The organism is Candidatus Corynebacterium faecigallinarum (assembly GCF_052264515.1).
GTDB classification, from domain to species: Bacteria; Actinomycetota; Actinomycetes; order Mycobacteriales; family Mycobacteriaceae; genus Corynebacterium; species Corynebacterium faecigallinarum.
On record NZ_JBQQOC010000008.1, the window covers coordinates 37,143 to 52,021 of the forward strand.

The 14,879-nt window shown below is 66.9% G+C and carries 12 protein-coding genes and 1 pseudogene; 6 read left to right on the forward strand and 7 right to left on the reverse strand.

The window, feature by feature from the left end; genetic code table 11:
* Positions 1-490: 490 nt before the first annotated feature.
* Positions 491-1,417 (forward strand): Fic family protein, encoded by a 927-nt coding sequence (locus ACTXPP_RS05780; protein ID WP_301495890.1) that lies wholly within the window; start codon positions 491-493, stop codon positions 1,415-1,417.
* A gap of 57 nt (positions 1,418-1,474) precedes the next feature.
* On the opposite strand, the gene ACTXPP_RS05785 is transcribed toward ACTXPP_RS05780, so the two are convergent.
* The 5 genes from ACTXPP_RS05785 to ACTXPP_RS05805 all read right to left on the reverse strand — a co-directional run bounded on the left by ACTXPP_RS05785 (position 1,475) and on the right by ACTXPP_RS05805 (position 7,963).
* Positions 1,475-3,823, reverse strand: a complete 2,349-nt coding sequence (locus tag ACTXPP_RS05785) for a glycoside hydrolase family 3 C-terminal domain-containing protein (protein WP_443341296.1) — start codon at positions 3,821-3,823, stop codon at positions 1,475-1,477.
* 129 nt (positions 3,824-3,952) lie between these two features.
* Positions 3,953-5,203: an MFS transporter gene (locus tag ACTXPP_RS05790; protein ID WP_301495894.1), complete on the reverse strand. Its 1,251-nt coding sequence runs from the start codon at positions 5,201-5,203 to the stop codon at positions 3,953-3,955.
* Between the two features lie 49 nt (positions 5,204-5,252).
* Complete coding sequence (locus tag ACTXPP_RS05795; protein ID WP_301495896.1) at positions 5,253-5,612, reverse strand: CHY zinc finger protein; 360 nt, start codon at positions 5,610-5,612, stop codon at positions 5,253-5,255.
* Complete coding sequence (locus ACTXPP_RS05800) at positions 5,602-6,642, reverse strand: zinc-binding alcohol dehydrogenase family protein (protein ID WP_301524711.1); 1,041 nt, start codon at positions 6,640-6,642, stop codon at positions 5,602-5,604. The genes ACTXPP_RS05795 and ACTXPP_RS05800 overlap by 11 nt, the downstream gene beginning before the upstream one ends.
* A 103-nt stretch (positions 6,643-6,745) precedes the next feature.
* On the reverse strand, positions 6,746-7,963 hold the full coding sequence (locus ACTXPP_RS05805) for an NAD(P)/FAD-dependent oxidoreductase (RefSeq protein ID WP_443341298.1): 1,218 nt from the start codon (positions 7,961-7,963) through the stop codon (positions 6,746-6,748).
* A gap of 196 nt (positions 7,964-8,159) precedes the next feature.
* On the opposite strand from ACTXPP_RS05805, the gene ACTXPP_RS05810 reads away from it, so the two are divergent.
* The 4 genes from ACTXPP_RS05810 to ACTXPP_RS05825 all read left to right on the forward strand — a co-directional run bounded on the left by ACTXPP_RS05810 (position 8,160) and on the right by ACTXPP_RS05825 (position 11,741).
* Positions 8,160-8,738, forward strand: coding sequence for a gluconokinase (locus ACTXPP_RS05810; protein ID WP_443341299.1), 579 nt, complete (start codon positions 8,160-8,162; stop codon positions 8,736-8,738).
* Positions 8,735-10,144, forward strand: coding sequence for a GntP family permease (locus ACTXPP_RS05815; RefSeq protein ID WP_443341300.1), 1,410 nt, complete (start codon positions 8,735-8,737; stop codon positions 10,142-10,144). Before ACTXPP_RS05810 ends, ACTXPP_RS05815 begins: the two co-directional genes overlap by 4 nt.
* Positions 10,145-10,411: 267 nt before the next feature.
* Positions 10,412-11,227, forward strand: coding sequence for a hypothetical protein (locus ACTXPP_RS05820; RefSeq protein ID WP_443341301.1), 816 nt, complete (start codon positions 10,412-10,414; stop codon positions 11,225-11,227).
* Between the two features lie 25 nt (positions 11,228-11,252).
* On the forward strand, positions 11,253-11,741 hold the full coding sequence (locus ACTXPP_RS05825) for a glutathione peroxidase (RefSeq protein ID WP_301496966.1): 489 nt from the start codon (positions 11,253-11,255) through the stop codon (positions 11,739-11,741).
* Positions 11,742-11,780: 39 nt separating this feature from the next.
* Here ACTXPP_RS05825 and ACTXPP_RS05830 read toward each other — a convergent pair whose 3' ends face one another.
* Positions 11,781-12,620: a DUF1707 domain-containing protein gene (locus tag ACTXPP_RS05830; RefSeq protein WP_443341302.1), complete on the reverse strand. Its 840-nt coding sequence runs from the start codon at positions 12,618-12,620 to the stop codon at positions 11,781-11,783.
* Between the two features lie 139 nt (positions 12,621-12,759).
* On the opposite strand from ACTXPP_RS05830, the pseudogene ACTXPP_RS05835 reads away from it, so the two are divergent.
* A pseudogene (locus tag ACTXPP_RS05835) lies at positions 12,760-13,107 on the forward strand (RidA family protein); the annotation flags it as partial.
* Between the two features lie 630 nt (positions 13,108-13,737).
* Here the strand turns inward: ACTXPP_RS05835 and ACTXPP_RS05845 are convergent.
* On the reverse strand, positions 13,738-14,826 hold the full coding sequence (locus ACTXPP_RS05845; protein ID WP_441583612.1) for a GNAT family N-acetyltransferase: 1,089 nt from the start codon (positions 14,824-14,826) through the stop codon (positions 13,738-13,740).
* Positions 14,827-14,879 lie beyond the last annotated feature (53 nt).

The window sequence follows — 14,879 nt, forward strand, 5'->3', positions numbered from 1 at the left end:
GTCAGTGTAGATGGCCGATTCTGGGGTGATTCCTGGCCGTTTACACTGACCAGGGAACCATTTACACTGCCACCGCGAGGCTCGAATGTGCGCCCCCTCCGCGGTCGGCACCATCATGATCAATGGATAGAGCCTATCCTTTCGTCGTTCTCCCCGTGGCGAATGGATAAGGCGTTATCCATTCTCTTTCCTCCTATCCGCGATTGGCTCCTTGTATAATCGATCGTCATGAGCTCCTGGCCGATCGTTTCTTCCGAAACCCTCCCTGGGATTCACGCGCGCCCATGTCCGAACGAGCGCGCCACCGTCAGCCGACCGAGTATCAGTCAGCCACTCCCCCGCTGATCGCCGACATCCCCGACATCGCCTCCCACCTGTCTGCCGACACCCTCGCCTTGCTGACCGGGCCACCATCACTGCCGCCCGCTTCGACGCGACTCAGGCCGCCGCCGTACTCCCATTCACCCCACTGCTGCTCCGGGGCGAGTCGGTGGCCTCGTCCCGGATCGAGCAACTCACGTCCACGGCGCGCAAGGTCATGGAGGCCGAGCTGTTGGGAGCGTCCCAGCGCAATGCCGGTCTCATCGTCGCAGCAACCAGCCAGATGAACGAAGCGATTCAATCCACGGAAACCCCAACCGTCGACTCCATCCTCACCTTGCACCAGCTGCTGCTCGAGACCAGCGCCCCGGACATTGCCGGAGTGCTCCGTGCCGACCCGGTCTGGGTCGGAGACAGCGATGCTCACCCGATCGACGCGCTCTTCGTCCCCCCTGCGCCGGGCCGAGTCCCTGAACTGATGGATGATCTCGAGGGGTTCATGGCCCGCAGCGATGTCCCCGCCCTGGTCCTCGCTGCGCTCAGCCACGCCCAGTTCGAGACGATCCACCCCTTCGTCGACGGCAACGGACGGACTGGACGTGCCCTGATGCACGCGATCCTGCGACACAAAGGGGTCTCGAGGAACGGGATTCTTCCGCTGGCTGCGGGAATACTGGAAGACCCTGACATCTACTTCGGAGCATTGGACGCCTACCGCACCGGTGATCTCAACGCCATCGTCTGGTTGATCGCCAACGCCACACTGCGTGGCGCTGAACTCGGCGAATGGCTGGGTTCCGAACTCATCGAGCTCAAGGACTCGTGGGACGGGCTCGTGCATGCACGCCGCGATGCTGCCGACTGGCGGGTCCTCGACCTTCTCGTCCGGCGACCGGTACTCGATGCCGTAGCTGTCCGTGACGAGCTGGGCGTGTCTCCCGCGAACGCCCGGAAAGCGCTGGACCGGCTGGAAAATGGAGGAATCCTCATCAGTTCCCAGGTCGAGAAGAACCGACGCGCATGGCGGTGCCCGGAGGTACTGGAGTTGTTGGACGAGTTCGCCGAACGCGCCGGACGCCGCGGCCACCCCATGTGACCTGGTCTCCTGGTGACCCGACGTCCTGGTGACCTGGTGGCCCCGCGAAACCGGGGCCTACTGCTGAGCGGTGGCGGCTGCCAGCAACTGCTCCATCTGTTCCGCAGTGATAGCGCCACCGGAGAATCCGATCATCCGGTCCAGCGGGACGCTACCCACCATCTTCTCCAGGTCCACCCCGAGGGCGTCCCCGGCATCAGCGGCATCACCGGCACTCGCATCCGGCGCCGCACCACCGTTGAACGCAGCCAGCGCACCGCCCAGCGCCTCGGCCACGACCGGGTTCGCCATCGCCTCAGCCAGCGAGGACTCCAAGGTCAACGGCACGTTCACCGTCTCGCCCTCAACGTCGACCTCCACCGATCCGCGCAGGTCACGACTCGAGGAACCCACCGACACCACATAGGTGCCCGGCTCCAGCACGAAGCGCTCCACCCTCACGTCCCAGTACTCGAGGTCGCGGCGGTCCAGGTGGATCTCCACCTCCGCCGACTCCCCCGGCTCCAGGAACACCGAACCAAAACCGGCCAGCGCATTCGGCACCCTGACCTGGTCCGACTCCGGAACGGCGACATAGGCCTGGACGACCTCGCGTCCGGCACGTTTGCCGGTGTTCGTCACCCGCACGGTGACGGTCACACCCTCACCATCGTCATCGGGCTGGCCGAAGATCTGGTCGTACTCGAAGGTGGTGTAGCTCAGGCCGTGCCCGAACGGGTAGCCGACCTGCAGATGGCGGGCGTCGTACCATCGGTAGCCGACGAACAGGCCCTCGCTGTAGCGCACATGGCCACGCTCACCGGGGAAGTCCAGGTAGGCGGGGGTGTCCGCCAGTCGCACCGGCAACGTCTCGGTGAGCTTGCCGGACGGGTTGACCGCGCCGGTGAGCACGTCGGCGATCGCCGCACCGCCGCCCTGGCCCAGCAGGTTGCCGTCGACGATCGCCCCGGTGTACTCCTCCACCTCGTCCAGCGACAGTGCGCCACCGTGCGAGAGCACCACCGCCACCCGCGGGTTGACCTCCCGCACCGCGGCCAGCAGGTCGAGCTGCTCGGCGGGCACGTCGATGTCGGTGCGGTCGAAGCCCTCGGACTCCTGGGCATCCGACAATCCGAGGAACACCACGGCGATGTCGGCGTGGCGGGCGTCCTCCACCGCCTCATCGCGCAGTGCGACGGTCTGCTCGGTGTCCGGCCCGGAACCGTCGGTGTCGAAGCCGCGGGCGTAGGTCACCGGCGCGGCCAGGCGCGCCTTGATCTCCTCCAGCGGCACGTCGATGCTGGTCGGGTTGACGTGGGACGATCCGCCGCCCTGGTAGCGGGGCGTCTCGGCGAAGGCGCCGATGACGGCGACCGAGCCGGTCACCCCGTTCGCGTCGATCGGTAGGACGTGGCGGCCATCGGCGCCATCGTTCTTCAACAGGACCACGGATTGCGAAGCGGCACGTCGGGCCAGTTCATGGTGGGCAGCCTGGGTGTCCTCGTCGAAAGTGGCGTCCTGCCGGCGGTTCGTCGCTGCGGTGGTGGCGAGTTCGGCGACGCGGGAGGCGGCGAGGGTGACGTCCTGCTCATCCAGGGAGCCGTCGGCGACGGCGGCGACGACCTCGGCGTCCGACGCACCACCGTCGAAGGGCATCTGCAGGTCAAGGCCTGCCTGGACAGCGGGAACACGACCACCGACCGCACCCCAGTCGGAGACCACCGCACCCCGGAAGCCCCATTGACCTCGCAGGATGTCGGTGAGCAGGAAGCGGCTGTGGCGGACCGGTACCCCGTTGACCGCGTTGTAGGAGCACATCACTGTCCACGGCTGGGCGTCCTCGACGATGCGTCGGAAGCCGCGCAGGTAGACCTCGTGCAAGGGTCGGGGGTCGATGTCGGAGCTGATGCGCATCCGGTCGTCCTCCTGGTTGTTCAGCGCGAAGTGCTTCAGCGACGCACCTACCCCACCGCCCTGCAGTCCACGGACCCAGGCGGTGCCGAGCACCCCGGTGACATGCGGGTCCTCGGAGTAGTACTCGAAGTTTCGTCCACCCAGCGGGGAGCGCTTGATGTTCACACCTGGCCCGAGGAGGACCTGGACGTCCGCCGCCTGCGCTTCCTCGGCGAGTGCCGCACCGACCTTCTCGACGAGCTCCGGGTCCCAGCTCTGCGACAGACCGGCGGCCGGCGGGAAGCAGGTGGCCTTCACGCTGCCGGCGAGGCCGAGGTGGTCGGAGGATCCCTCCTGTTTGCGCAGGCCGTGGGACCCGTCGGTGAGGGTGAATGAGGGGACGCCGTCGGCCTCCTTGGTCTGCCAGAAGTTCTGGCCGGAGCCGAGGCCGGCGCGGGTCTCGAGCGGGAGGGATGCGGCGGGTGAGGCGGTGGCGGATTCGGAAGCTGCGGTGTCCGGTGTGGTGTGGCTCATACTCCCGTTTCTACCCGTATCACCGGTGCAAGGGGCGGGGGTGCCTGACAGAAGGGAGAAAGCATGCCCCCGTCTGTGGTCAGGTCAGCATCCCACCACCTGCAATAGGGACTCATCAGGCGCAGCCGCTCAGAAGCGCCGGGCCAGAAGCATTCCTGCGCTACCGAGCACTACCGTGGCCACACTGAACACGACGGAACTGCCCACCAGACCAAGGGGAACGGTCAGCATGCCGGCCAGCATCGCCGGCACGGTCAGTGACAGGTAACCGACAATGAAGTAGCTCGTGGTCACTGCGGTGCGCTCCTCCGGCGCAACCGCCGCCGTCATTGCCCTCATACCGGTCATGAACACCAGTCCCTGGCCAAGGCCACCCACCACCGACGAGACGATCAGCAGCGGCAACGTCCCCACCTCCACCGCCGCGACAAGCAGAACCCCGCACAGCACCAGCAGCGCGGAGCCGCCGGCCATCAGAACCCTGTCGCCCACACTCCGCAGCAGAATCTGTCCCAGTGCCGAGGCCAGGAACAGGGAAGACACGACCGACGCGATCACCGCCGAGTCGGATATGCCCAGTTCAGCGGCCATGAAGTTCGGGGTGATCGACGAATACAGTCCGCAGATCGTGTAGCCGGCGACCGTACCTGGCAGGGCTGCGGCGAACAGCCGACGCGCAGCGACGGGCATCCCCGGAACCTGGGGCCGTGGCAACCATCCGGCGGTACGGTCGCGGACCACCCGGTCGCGTACGGCGGGCAACAGGACTGCGGCGAAGGCCAGCAGGACCGCGTGCACGATGAACGGTGCGGTCAGCGGGGTGTCCACCACCGAGCCGACCGCTCCGGACATCAGGATCCCCAGGCCGAGCCCACCGATGTTCGCCGCGGTGGCCAGTGCAGCTGCCAGGGTCTCCCGTCCGGCTGGCGCGTTCTCCATGACGGTGACTGTGCCGGTGGACGTGAAGATACCTGCGGCGAGACCGGACAGTACCCGGCCGATGTACATCAGAACCAGTCCGACGGTCGTTCCGTCCCCCGTCCCGGCGATCAGGAACAGGCCGGCGGACAGCATCGACAGCACCACGGCGACGCCCAGGACCGGTCGGCGTCCGAGAGTGTCGGAGAGCCGGCCGAAGATCACCAGGCCAGCGACGACACCGATGGCGTAGATGGCGAAGAGCACGGTGGTCGCCGCATCCCCGAACCCGAAGGCCTCCGACATCTCCGGGTACAGCGGTGTGGGCATCGTGGTGCCCATCATCACGACCGCGAAGACGTACGCGGCCGCGGCGAGGGAGCGTCCGGTAGCCGGAGTGTTGTTCATGCCGGGCGACATGCCGGCCGTGGCGGAGGTCGACTGTGTCCGGCTGTGATTCATCTGTGCCAGCGTACAACTCCGGTCAGGCTGCCGGTCAGGCCCGGAAGTATCAGACCTGGAAGTAGAGGTGCGTGTGCCGGGCGCAGCCGGGATTGAAGGGTGCGGCGCAGTGGGGGCATGCGGGACGCTCGGGGTGTTGTGCCGATCCCGCGTAGAGCGACAGGTACTCCCCCACACTCAGCCAGGTTCCGCAGCACCGGCACATCACCGCGTCAACGGCGAGGTCATCGGAGGTGTCGGTCGGCCAGGGTGTCACCGGATGGTCGGACGCCTCATCATGGCAATGCAGGCAAGGGTAGGTCCTCCCGCAGCAGTGGAACCGGATCGCCACGACGTCCAGCGGGGAGTTCCAGTGCTCGCAGCCGACCCCGCCGATGAGGTGCGCAGTCTCCGAAGGATCAGAAGTCATTGACCAGCACCGCTGCCCCGTCGAAGCGTCCTGCCTTGAGGTCCTGCAGGGCGTCCAGCGCCCGACTCATCGGGTACTCGTGCGTCGTCGCGGACACCCCGTGCTGCTCCACCAGTTCAAGGAACTCGCGCCCCTGTGCCCGGGTGTTCGAGGTGACCGAACGGATCTCTTTCTCGTAGAAGAGCTCGTTCTCGTAGTTCAGCGGCGGGGTGTCGGACAGGTGGATCCCGGCGATGGACAGCACGCCACCGCGGTCCAGCGCCCGCATCGCCACCGGCACGATGTCGCCGACCGGGGCGAAGAGCACCGCGGCGTCCAACGGCTCCGGTGGCATGTCGTAGGCCCCCGCCGCCGAGGCGCAGCCCAGCGACAGGGCAAGTTCCTGGGCGGCTTTGTCCCTGGTCAGGACGTGTACTTGTGCGCCGTCGGCCAGGGCGAGCTGGGCGCACAGGTGGGCGGATCCGCCGAAGCCGTAGAGCCCCAGCCGGGCAGGACGCTCCGGCGTGGACGCCGGCAGCCCGGCGCGCTGCAGGGCGTGGTGGCCGATGATGCCGGCGCACAGCAGCGGTGCCAGGGCTGTGTCGGACGCACTGTCGGCGTTCTCCACCTCCGGCAGCCGGTAGGCGAAGTCGGCACGCACCACGGTGTACTCGGCGTATCCGCCGTCGGCGTCCCAACCGGTGTAGGTCGAGTTCGGGCAGAGGTTCTCGCGTCCGGTCGCGCACCACCGGCATTCCCCGCAGGTGGAACGCAACCACGCGACACCGACCCTGGCGTCCTGCCACTGTGCGGGCACCCCGTCACCGGTGGCGACGACCCGTCCGACGATCTCATGGCCCGGCGTCACCCGGTCATGGTGAACGTCCAGGTCCCCCTCGGTGACGTGCAGGTCGGTGCGGCACACCCCGCAGGTGTGCACGTGGACGAGCAGCTCGCCGGGCCCGGGTGTCGGCACCGGCTTCTCCACCAGCTCCAGTGGTGGGGTGGGGCCGGCGACCGGTGCGGGTGTCGTGACCTGCCAGGCGTGCATGGTGGTGGGGATGGTGGCGGCGGTGGTAGCGGCGGTGGTGGCGGTGTCGGCGGTGTCCATACCTCCAGTATGCGACGGTGTCCGTGGTCCTTCCGCCGCCCGGCTACTGCCGACCCACGAACGGAGTGGACGGCGCGGGGATCGCCGCCTGCTCCCGGTCGGGACGGAAGGACGCCAGCAGGTCGGACGCGTCGGCCAACTCACCGTCCTGCCCGCCAGTCCCCGCGCGTTCCGCGGTGATCTCGACTGCGGCGAGGCGGCCGAGCAGGGCGGCGAGTGTCATCCCGGAATGGGTGACCAGGGAGTAGATCCGCCGGGAGCTGTCCGTGAACCCGACGAGCGGGAAGCCGTCCTCCGGCAAACTGCGGGACGAGAGGAACACCTGGTCAACAGCAATATCTGACCCCAGCACCTCGCGGAGTTCGGACTCCATGATCCGGCGGACGTCGTCGAGCAGGGCGTCCTGCAGAGAAGGATCGACCGGCTCGCCGGGCTCGGCGGCCTCGACGACGCGGTGCTCCACCCCCGGCAGCTGCACCCACAGGCGTCCATCGTGGCGTGGGCGCAGGTTGATTCGTTCGGAGATCACCACGTGCCCCAGCGGAACCTCGGTGGCGGCAGTGAGCCCGATGAGACTTTGCACCCGGGGCCTCGGAACGTCCACCGCGGCCACCGGAAGGCCGAGGTCGCGGGAGGCTGCACCTGCGGCGATGACCACGGTGTCCGCGGTGAGTTCGGTGCCGTCGTCGAGCAGCACCCGGGCACCGGCAGAGCCGGAGGCACCGGTAGACACCTTCGTGACCAGACCCTTCGTCACCTCAACACCACGGTCGGCAAGGTCGGCGGCGAGCCCGGCAGCGAAGAGATCGGCGTCGAGGTGGCCCTCGGACGGCAGGTGCAGTGCGGATCCGGGCAGCGTCGACCAGTCCACCGCCGGTTCCACCCCGGCCAGATCCGTGCGCGGCACCGGAGACACCGGATAGTCCTGGCTGCGGAGCCAGTCGACACGGGCGTCCGCAACGTCTGCCGACGCGACCAACACGCATCCGGACTGGTGGAACCAGGTTCCGTCGAGTTCCTGCTGCAACCGGTGATGCTCGGCGATACCCCGGGCGTTGAGCCGGTGGTAGGCGGCCGGGGGCTTGTTGTTGGCGTTGATCCAGGCGAAGGACCGGTGGCTCGCCCCGGCGAGCGGCTGGTCCGGGCCCGCCGCGTCCACCAGGGTGACCTGGTTGCCGCGGACGGCCAGTTCGCGGGCGGCGGCCAGCCCGAGGACGCCGGCGCCGATGACCAGGACGCTCGAGGTCTGCGTGTTCTCCATGTCCTTGTACGCAACCGGCTTCGTCGCCCCGGGTCAAGCGCCCTGTGGGGAAGCCCACCCCTGATGGAGAATCACATGCGATCAAATACAAACAGTCACATAACCAACTGTTCACAGTTCTGATTGTGCCCGGTAGAGTCACGGCAGCAGGAGTTTCACCTCTCCGACATCTCCCAACCCAGGAAACGAGCACCTCATGCCCACCCACCTCATCATCATGGGTGTCAGCGCCAGCGGGAAGACCACTGTCGCCGAACTCATCGACGCACACACCGGCGTGCCCTACGCCGAGGCCGACGAGTTCCACCCGGCCGCCAACAAGGAGAAGATGGCGTCCGGCGAACCCCTCACCGACGACGACCGGTGGCCCTGGCTGCACGAACTGCGCGACTGGATGACCGCGCAGGCCACCGCGGGTCACTCGACCATCGTGACCTGCTCGGCATTGAAGAAGAGTTACCGGGACGTGCTGCGTGAGGCCGAGGGTGAGAAGCACTTCGTCCTGCTCGACGCACCGCAGGAGGTCCTGGCCGAACGGATGGCCGCCCGCAAGGGGCACTTCATGCCCGTCTCACTGCTGCGCTCCCAGCTCGACACCCTCGAGCCGCTGACCAGCGACGAGGACGGCTGGACGGTGGACGCCACCGCCACGCCGGAGGAGATCGCCCGGGAGGTGCTCGAACTGGTCGGCGACTTCGGTGACGCCGTCACTGATGCCACTGACGCCACTGCCGGCGGCGACGTTGCCGCGGACGCCGCGGGAGCGGAGCGGTGAACGCCCTGATCCTCGCACAGGACGCGACCCAGGTACTCGCGCAGGATGCCACGACCGCCAGCGACGGCCAGCTCGTCGTCGCCGCCCTGGTCGGCATCGCCCTGATCGTCGCGCTGATCGTCTGGGCGAAGCTGAACCCGTTCCTGGCGCTGATGATCGGCTCGGTCGTGCTGGCGCTGGTGGCCGGCATCCCGCTGGTGGACTCGTTCGTGAGCTTCACCGCCGGTTTCGGCGGCACCATCGGCAGCGTCGGTGTGCTGATCGCCCTCGGTGCGGTGATCGGCCAGTTCCTGGTGAAGTCGGGCGCGGCGGACAGTATCGTCGACGCCTTCCTGGACCGCACCGCACCCGCCCTGCGCCCCTGGGTGATCGCGGGACTCGCGATGCTGCTGGGTATCCCCCTGTTCTTCGAGGTCGGGATCGTGCTGCTGATCCCGGTGGTAATGCTTGCCGCCCGACGTTCCCAGTTGCCGGTGATGGTGCTGGGCATTCCGGCGCTGGCCGGACTGTCCGCTCTGCATGCGCTGGTGCCGCCGCACCCGGGCCCACTGATCGCGGTGGACGCCCTGAACGCGAACCTGGGTCTGACCCTGGCATTGGGCCTGCTGGTGTCGGTGCCGGTCGTGGCGATCGCCGGCCCGTTGTCGGCGAAGCTCATGGCCAGGTGGGTGCCGATCCCGGCGCCGATGACGATTTCCGGCCAGGACATCACCGAGCTGAGTTCCACCGAGGGGCCGAAGCCGTCGGTGGGCCGCGGTCTGACCGTGGTCCTGCTGCCGGTGGTGATGATGCTCTCGCGCACGCTGGTGGAGTCGCTGCAGATCTCGGAGGATTCGGCGGTCTTCACGACCTTCGAGTTCCTCGGCGAACCGATCGTGGCGCTGTTGGCCACGGTCCTGTTGGCGATGTACTTCCTGGGCTTCGGCATCGGACGCACCCGCCAGGAGGTCTCTGACCAGGTCGGCAGCGCTTTCGGCCCGATCGCCGGAGTGATCCTCATCGTCGGTGCCGGTGGTGGTTTCAAGGAGACACTGGTGGACACCGGTGTGGCCGACGTTGTCGGCCAGTGGGTTCAGGACGCACCGGTCTCGCCGTTGGTCGCCGGCTGGCTGGTGGCGGTGTTCATCCGCTTGGCGACCGGCTCGGCGACGGTGGCGACGGTGACGGCGGCGGGCATCATGGCCCCGGTCGTGACCGACATGGGTTCGGTCGAGGTCGCGCTGATGGTGCTGGCGATCGGCGCTGGCTCGGTGTTCTTCTCGCATGTCAACGATGCCGGGTTCTGGCTGGTCAAGGAGTACTTCGGGATGACCGTCCCGCAGACCTTGAAGACCTGGTCGTTGATGGAGACGGTGTTGTCGGTGGTGGCCCTGGGCGTGGTGCTGCTGCTGAACCTCATCATTTGACCGGGTCCGGCCTGGTGATCAGGCGGATGGCGGTCCGAACAGGCTCCGATCCGCAACATAGACGGAGAGGTCACCATTCGGGCTCTCCAGTGACCTCTCCGACGCACTTCCACTGTCCCGTTCGAACAATCCGTTCGAACGGGAATTTTCGTGTCCGGAGCAGATGTGATGATCAGTCATGTCCTTGAGGAGAGGACAGCTTTACCGGCCGACGACGATCCGTGCGGCGGCCGTCCACTTTTCACGAGAGAGACTCTGACGTTCATCATGAGCACAAACATCCAGACTCCTTACCCGGGAGCACCCCAGCAGCCTTCCCCCGAGATGAACGGGGGACCGGCACCGAAGCAGAAGAACACGATCGGGATCATCGCCCTGGTCCTGGCAATCATCGGTTTCATCTTCGCCTGCATCCCCGGCGCCCTGATCATCGGATGGGTCCTCCTTCCGATCGCTTTCATCCTCTCCCTCGTCTCCCTGTTCCAGCGCGGGAAGAAGCAGTGGCCGGGATTCACTGCCCTGGCCCTGTCGATCCTGGGTGTCATCATCGGTGTCGGTGTCTTCTTCGTCGTGGTCGCCGACGCAGTGGATGAGGCACTTCCGGACACCGAGGTCTCCCTCGAAGACCGAGGCGATAATGGTGATCAGCCGAGTGGCGATGGCGCCGGAACCCGTTCCAACCCTCACCCGTTGGGCAGCACGGTCTCCGGCGATGGGTGGAGCGTGACGATCAACAGTGTGGATCTCGACGCCAACGACGCGATCGCTGCTGAGAACCAGTTCAATGAGCCGGCCCCGGAGGGAATGACCTACATCATGGTCAATGCGACCATCGCTTACACCGGCGATTCGGATGAAGGCGAGATGCCCTGGACGACCATCGAGTACGTGACCGTGGACGGCAACACGATCTCACAGTCCGGAGTCACGCCCGACGCCTTGGATACCGTCTCTGACCTGTACGCCGGAGGCTCCACCACCGGCAATGTCTCGCTGGTCGTCCCCGCCGACACCGTTAGCGAAGGTGTTCTTGCCGTATCCCCCGGCATGTTCACTGACAACGCTTTCGTCGCCGTCAGCTGACTGTAGCTCCGCTACCCTGGCGGACATGACCACCTCCATTAAGAACATCCCGGTCCGGGCCCTCGATGGCGGCGAGTTTTCGCTGGCCGATCACGACGGCCCGTTGCTCATCGTCAACGTGGCATCGAAATGTGGCCTGACCCCGCAGTACACCGCTTTGGAACAGCTCGCGAAGGACTACGGCCCGCGCGGGCTGACCGTCATCGGTGTGCCATGCAACCAGTTCATGGGCCAGGAACCCGGATCGTCCGAAGAGATCGCCGAGTTCTGCTCCACGACCTACGGTGTCACCTTCCCCCTGCTGGAGAAGACCGAGGTCAACGGGGAGAACCGACACCCGCTCTACGAGGCGCTGACGCAGACGCCCGACGCCTCCGGCACCGCCGGTGACATCGAGTGGAACTTCGAGAAGTTCCTCGTCGGCGCCGACGGCGAAGTGCGTGCCCGGTTCCGTCCGCAGACCGTTCCGGACGACCCGGACGTCACCACCGCAATCGAAGCTGCGCTGCAGTAGCGACTCCGTCCGACGGCACCTGACAAGAGTCCGGCGGGGTCAGGCGGGGTCAGCGTCAGCGTCCTCAACGATCGCCGTATAGGTGACCTCACCGGCCTCGACCTCGGTGACGGTAACCGTCGCCGGATACTCCCCAGCCTGGTCGATCACCGTGCACTCCACCGAGGCATCGAGCTTGGCAGGAAGGTCAGCGTCACAGGTGAAGTCGTGAGTCCCGCCGCCCCGTTCCTCCAGGTACTCGCTCCACAGCGACAACTCCAGGCGTCCGACGGGAACCTCCGCATTTTCACCGGTACCGGCGTAGATCTCAGCCTCGATTTCCGTGCCGTCACCGCCGGAACCGGAGCCGCCGCCGTCGTTCATCATCACAGCGACAACCGCGATGACGACAGCAACAGCCGCCACAAACCCCAGGACAGCCGCCCCTTCCTTGAAATAGGAGCGCCCCTCCCTCATCGACGGCACCCCGGTCCAGGTGGTCGGTGCCAGATTCTTCGGTGACCCGTAGGCCTCCGAGCCCGGGCCGTGCATGGGAACCTCGTTGGCCCCTGGGCCCCTGGAACCCGAGCCCGTGGAACCCGGACCTCCGCGTGAGGGGTCGGGCAGGGAAAACCCGAAGCCTCTCCGGGAGGGGCTCGCCGGGGTGAACGCCGGGGTCTCGGTCTCCAGGTCCTCGATCAGCTGGAGCAACTGTCCCCTGGTGGCGGCCCGACCGGCGGCATCGCTGCGACGTACGTGCTCCCCCGAACTCAACTGGCCCCCGCGCTGTGCCTTGTCGAGCAGGGAACTGATCATGGCTCTGTCAAGGTCGGAGGCAGGCACTCTCCGCTGATCCTGGTTCATACGGCACCCTCCAGCCGGTTCACCTGTGCTGATCATCTCTCACGCTCAATAATACGCGTGCCGAAGAAGCTACAGGCCCTCCCCCGATACCCCATAACTTTAGTGACCTACATCACTGTGGGTTACATTGTTTCGTATGTGAAACACACTGATCGCACAGGACCGAGGAGGAACAATGCCAGGCACGACCCCCGACCATCCGTACAGTCCAGCCAAGCGGGTGGGGTCGACCGTCTACGTCTCCGGAGCGCTCTCCGTCGACGCCGACTACCAGCCGGTGACCGGGCGACGCGAGGCCCTCGACGCCGCACTGGACCGGATGACAGAGCGGCTGTCCACGGAGGGCGGAACAACCGCCGATGTCGTGAAACTCACCTACTTCGTCACCGACCTGTCGCTGCGCGAGGAGGCGAACCAGCAGTTCGCCGAGAAGTTCGCCGGAACCGGCGCCGCGCGCACGTTCCTCGAGGTCTCCTCGCTGCCCTACGGTGCGTCCGTGGAGATCGACGCCATCGCTGACGTCGCTGATGTCCCACACAGCGCGGACAGCGCAGGAAACTCTGACATCGCTAACGCCACTGCAACCTCCGGAAGGACCCCGATGAGCGCCGACGACCAGGACTACATCGACCGGGTGATGACCCAGTGGTCCGCGGCGGACCCGGAGCTCGACGTGAGGCCGCTGGACATCTTCGGTCGACTGCACCGGGTGTACCTGAAGTACAGCAGGATCATGGACCAGACATGCGCCGAGTTCAACATCACCCAGTCCGACTTCGAGGTGCTCGCTGCGCTGAAGCGTTCCGGACAGGGCGGACCCGTCGCCGCCGCCGCGCTGGCCGAGGAAGCTCTGGTCAGCACCAGTGACATTCCCTCACAGCTCCACCGCCTGGAGGATGCCGGCCTCATCGACCGGATCCGGGGATTCACCGACCGTAGTAGCGTGCAGGTTCGGCTCACCCCGGCCGGCGAGGAACTGATCAACCGGCTGGCCCGGGAGCATTTCACCCGCGAGGCCGAGCTGCTGGAAGGGCTCAGCGACAATGACCGCGAGGTGCTCTCGGACGTCCTGCGGCGACTGTCATCCTCACTGGGGACGCCCTGGTAGCACGAGCGGATCGCCCAGATCCGGAGCCGGGGGTGAACACGCCTCCTACGACTCGAGCAGCGCGTAGACCAGCGTGTCCGTCCACTCCCCCTTGCTCCACCAGTCCTGCCGGAAGTGCGCCTCCTGCCGCATCCCGAGCCGTTCGGCGAGGCGCGCGGAGGCGGTGTTGCGGGCGTCCATCCGGGCGATGATCCGGTGCAGCCGGTAGTGCCCGACGCCCAGCTCCAGGACCGCCCGCACCGCCTCGGAGGCGTATCCCCGTCCGCCGTGGTCGGGGTGCAGTACCCAGCCGATCTCGGCGCACCGGCCCGGACCATTGCCGTCACCGTCGAGCCACAGCAGGACGTCCCCCACCGGTTCCCCGTCATGTTCGATCACCAGGGCCAGGGTGCCGGACGGCCCCGCAAGGTCGGTCTGGCCGCACCGTGCATCCAGCTTCTTCCGTGCAACCTCGGGCGTCCACGGGTCGTCGAGCAGGTACCGGGCCACGTCATCACGCGCATACAGCGACTGCAGCCACGACTCGTCGCCGTCGCGGTGAGGACGCAGGCTCAACCGGTCGGTGGTCAGTGGCAGCTCGACCGGTCCCGTGGGCGGGTCCAGCCGACGCTCGACGTGGACCAGGTCGACGTCCTGCCCTGATGGCGCGGTACCGCGCACGGTGCCACGGTTGAGGAATCCGGCGGACTCCAGGATGCGGCGGGACGCCACGTTGTGGGGCACGGTCCGCGCGGTCAACGTCGTCAGTCCACTGCCGGAGGCCAGCTCGGCCGCGAGTCCCAACGCCGCTCCGGCCAGCCCGCGTCCGCGGTGGTCGGGGTGGATCCAGAAGCCGACCTCGGCCGAGTCATCGGTGACGTCGAAGATCACCAGGCTGCCGGCGAAGGCGTCCGTGGTGGCGTCGGCTATGGCGAGAACAGCAAGATCGCCCCTGGTCAGTCCGGCTTCGACGACGCCAGCGATTATCTCCTGCACCGACGCCTCGGTGTACCGGAATTCGGGGAGGTGTGCGTAGCGGCGGACGTCCGGGTCGGTGGTGCCGTCGGCGTAGGACGCGGCGTCCGACTCGCGCATCGGACGCAGCCGCGCTGCAGGCGTGGTGCTGGCCAGTGGGAGTAAAGTCCGGTCGATCATGCCTTAAACATACACTGTCTAGTTAATTCGCGGATGGGACGGTAGAATCCAGT

Coding starts and splice junctions, on each gene's coding strand:
- ACTXPP_RS05810 (WP_443341299.1), top strand. CDS start 8,160: ATGCCCACCCACCTCATCATCATGGGTGTCAGCGCCAGCGGGAAGACC.
- ACTXPP_RS05845 (WP_441583612.1), bottom strand. CDS start 14,826: ATGATCGACCGGACTTTACTCCCACTGGCCAGCACCACGCCTGCAGCG.
- ACTXPP_RS05790 (WP_301495894.1), bottom strand. CDS start 5,203: ATGAATCACAGCCGGACACAGTCGACCTCCGCCACGGCCGGCATGTCG.
- ACTXPP_RS05805 (WP_443341298.1), bottom strand. CDS start 7,963: ATGGAGAACACGCAGACCTCGAGCGTCCTGGTCATCGGCGCCGGCGTC.
- ACTXPP_RS05830 (WP_443341302.1), bottom strand. CDS start 12,620: ATGATCAGCACAGGTGAACCGGCTGGAGGGTGCCGTATGAACCAGGAT.
- ACTXPP_RS05800 (WP_301524711.1), bottom strand. CDS start 6,642: ATGCACGCCTGGCAGGTCACGACACCCGCACCGGTCGCCGGCCCCACC.
- ACTXPP_RS05785 (WP_443341296.1), bottom strand. CDS start 3,823: ATGAGCCACACCACACCGGACACCGCAGCTTCCGAATCCGCCACCGCC.
- ACTXPP_RS05825 (WP_301496966.1), top strand. CDS start 11,253: ATGACCACCTCCATTAAGAACATCCCGGTCCGGGCCCTCGATGGCGGC.
- ACTXPP_RS05795 (WP_301495896.1), bottom strand. CDS start 5,612: ATGACTTCTGATCCTTCGGAGACTGCGCACCTCATCGGCGGGGTCGGC.
- ACTXPP_RS05820 (WP_443341301.1), top strand. CDS start 10,412: ATGAGCACAAACATCCAGACTCCTTACCCGGGAGCACCCCAGCAGCCT.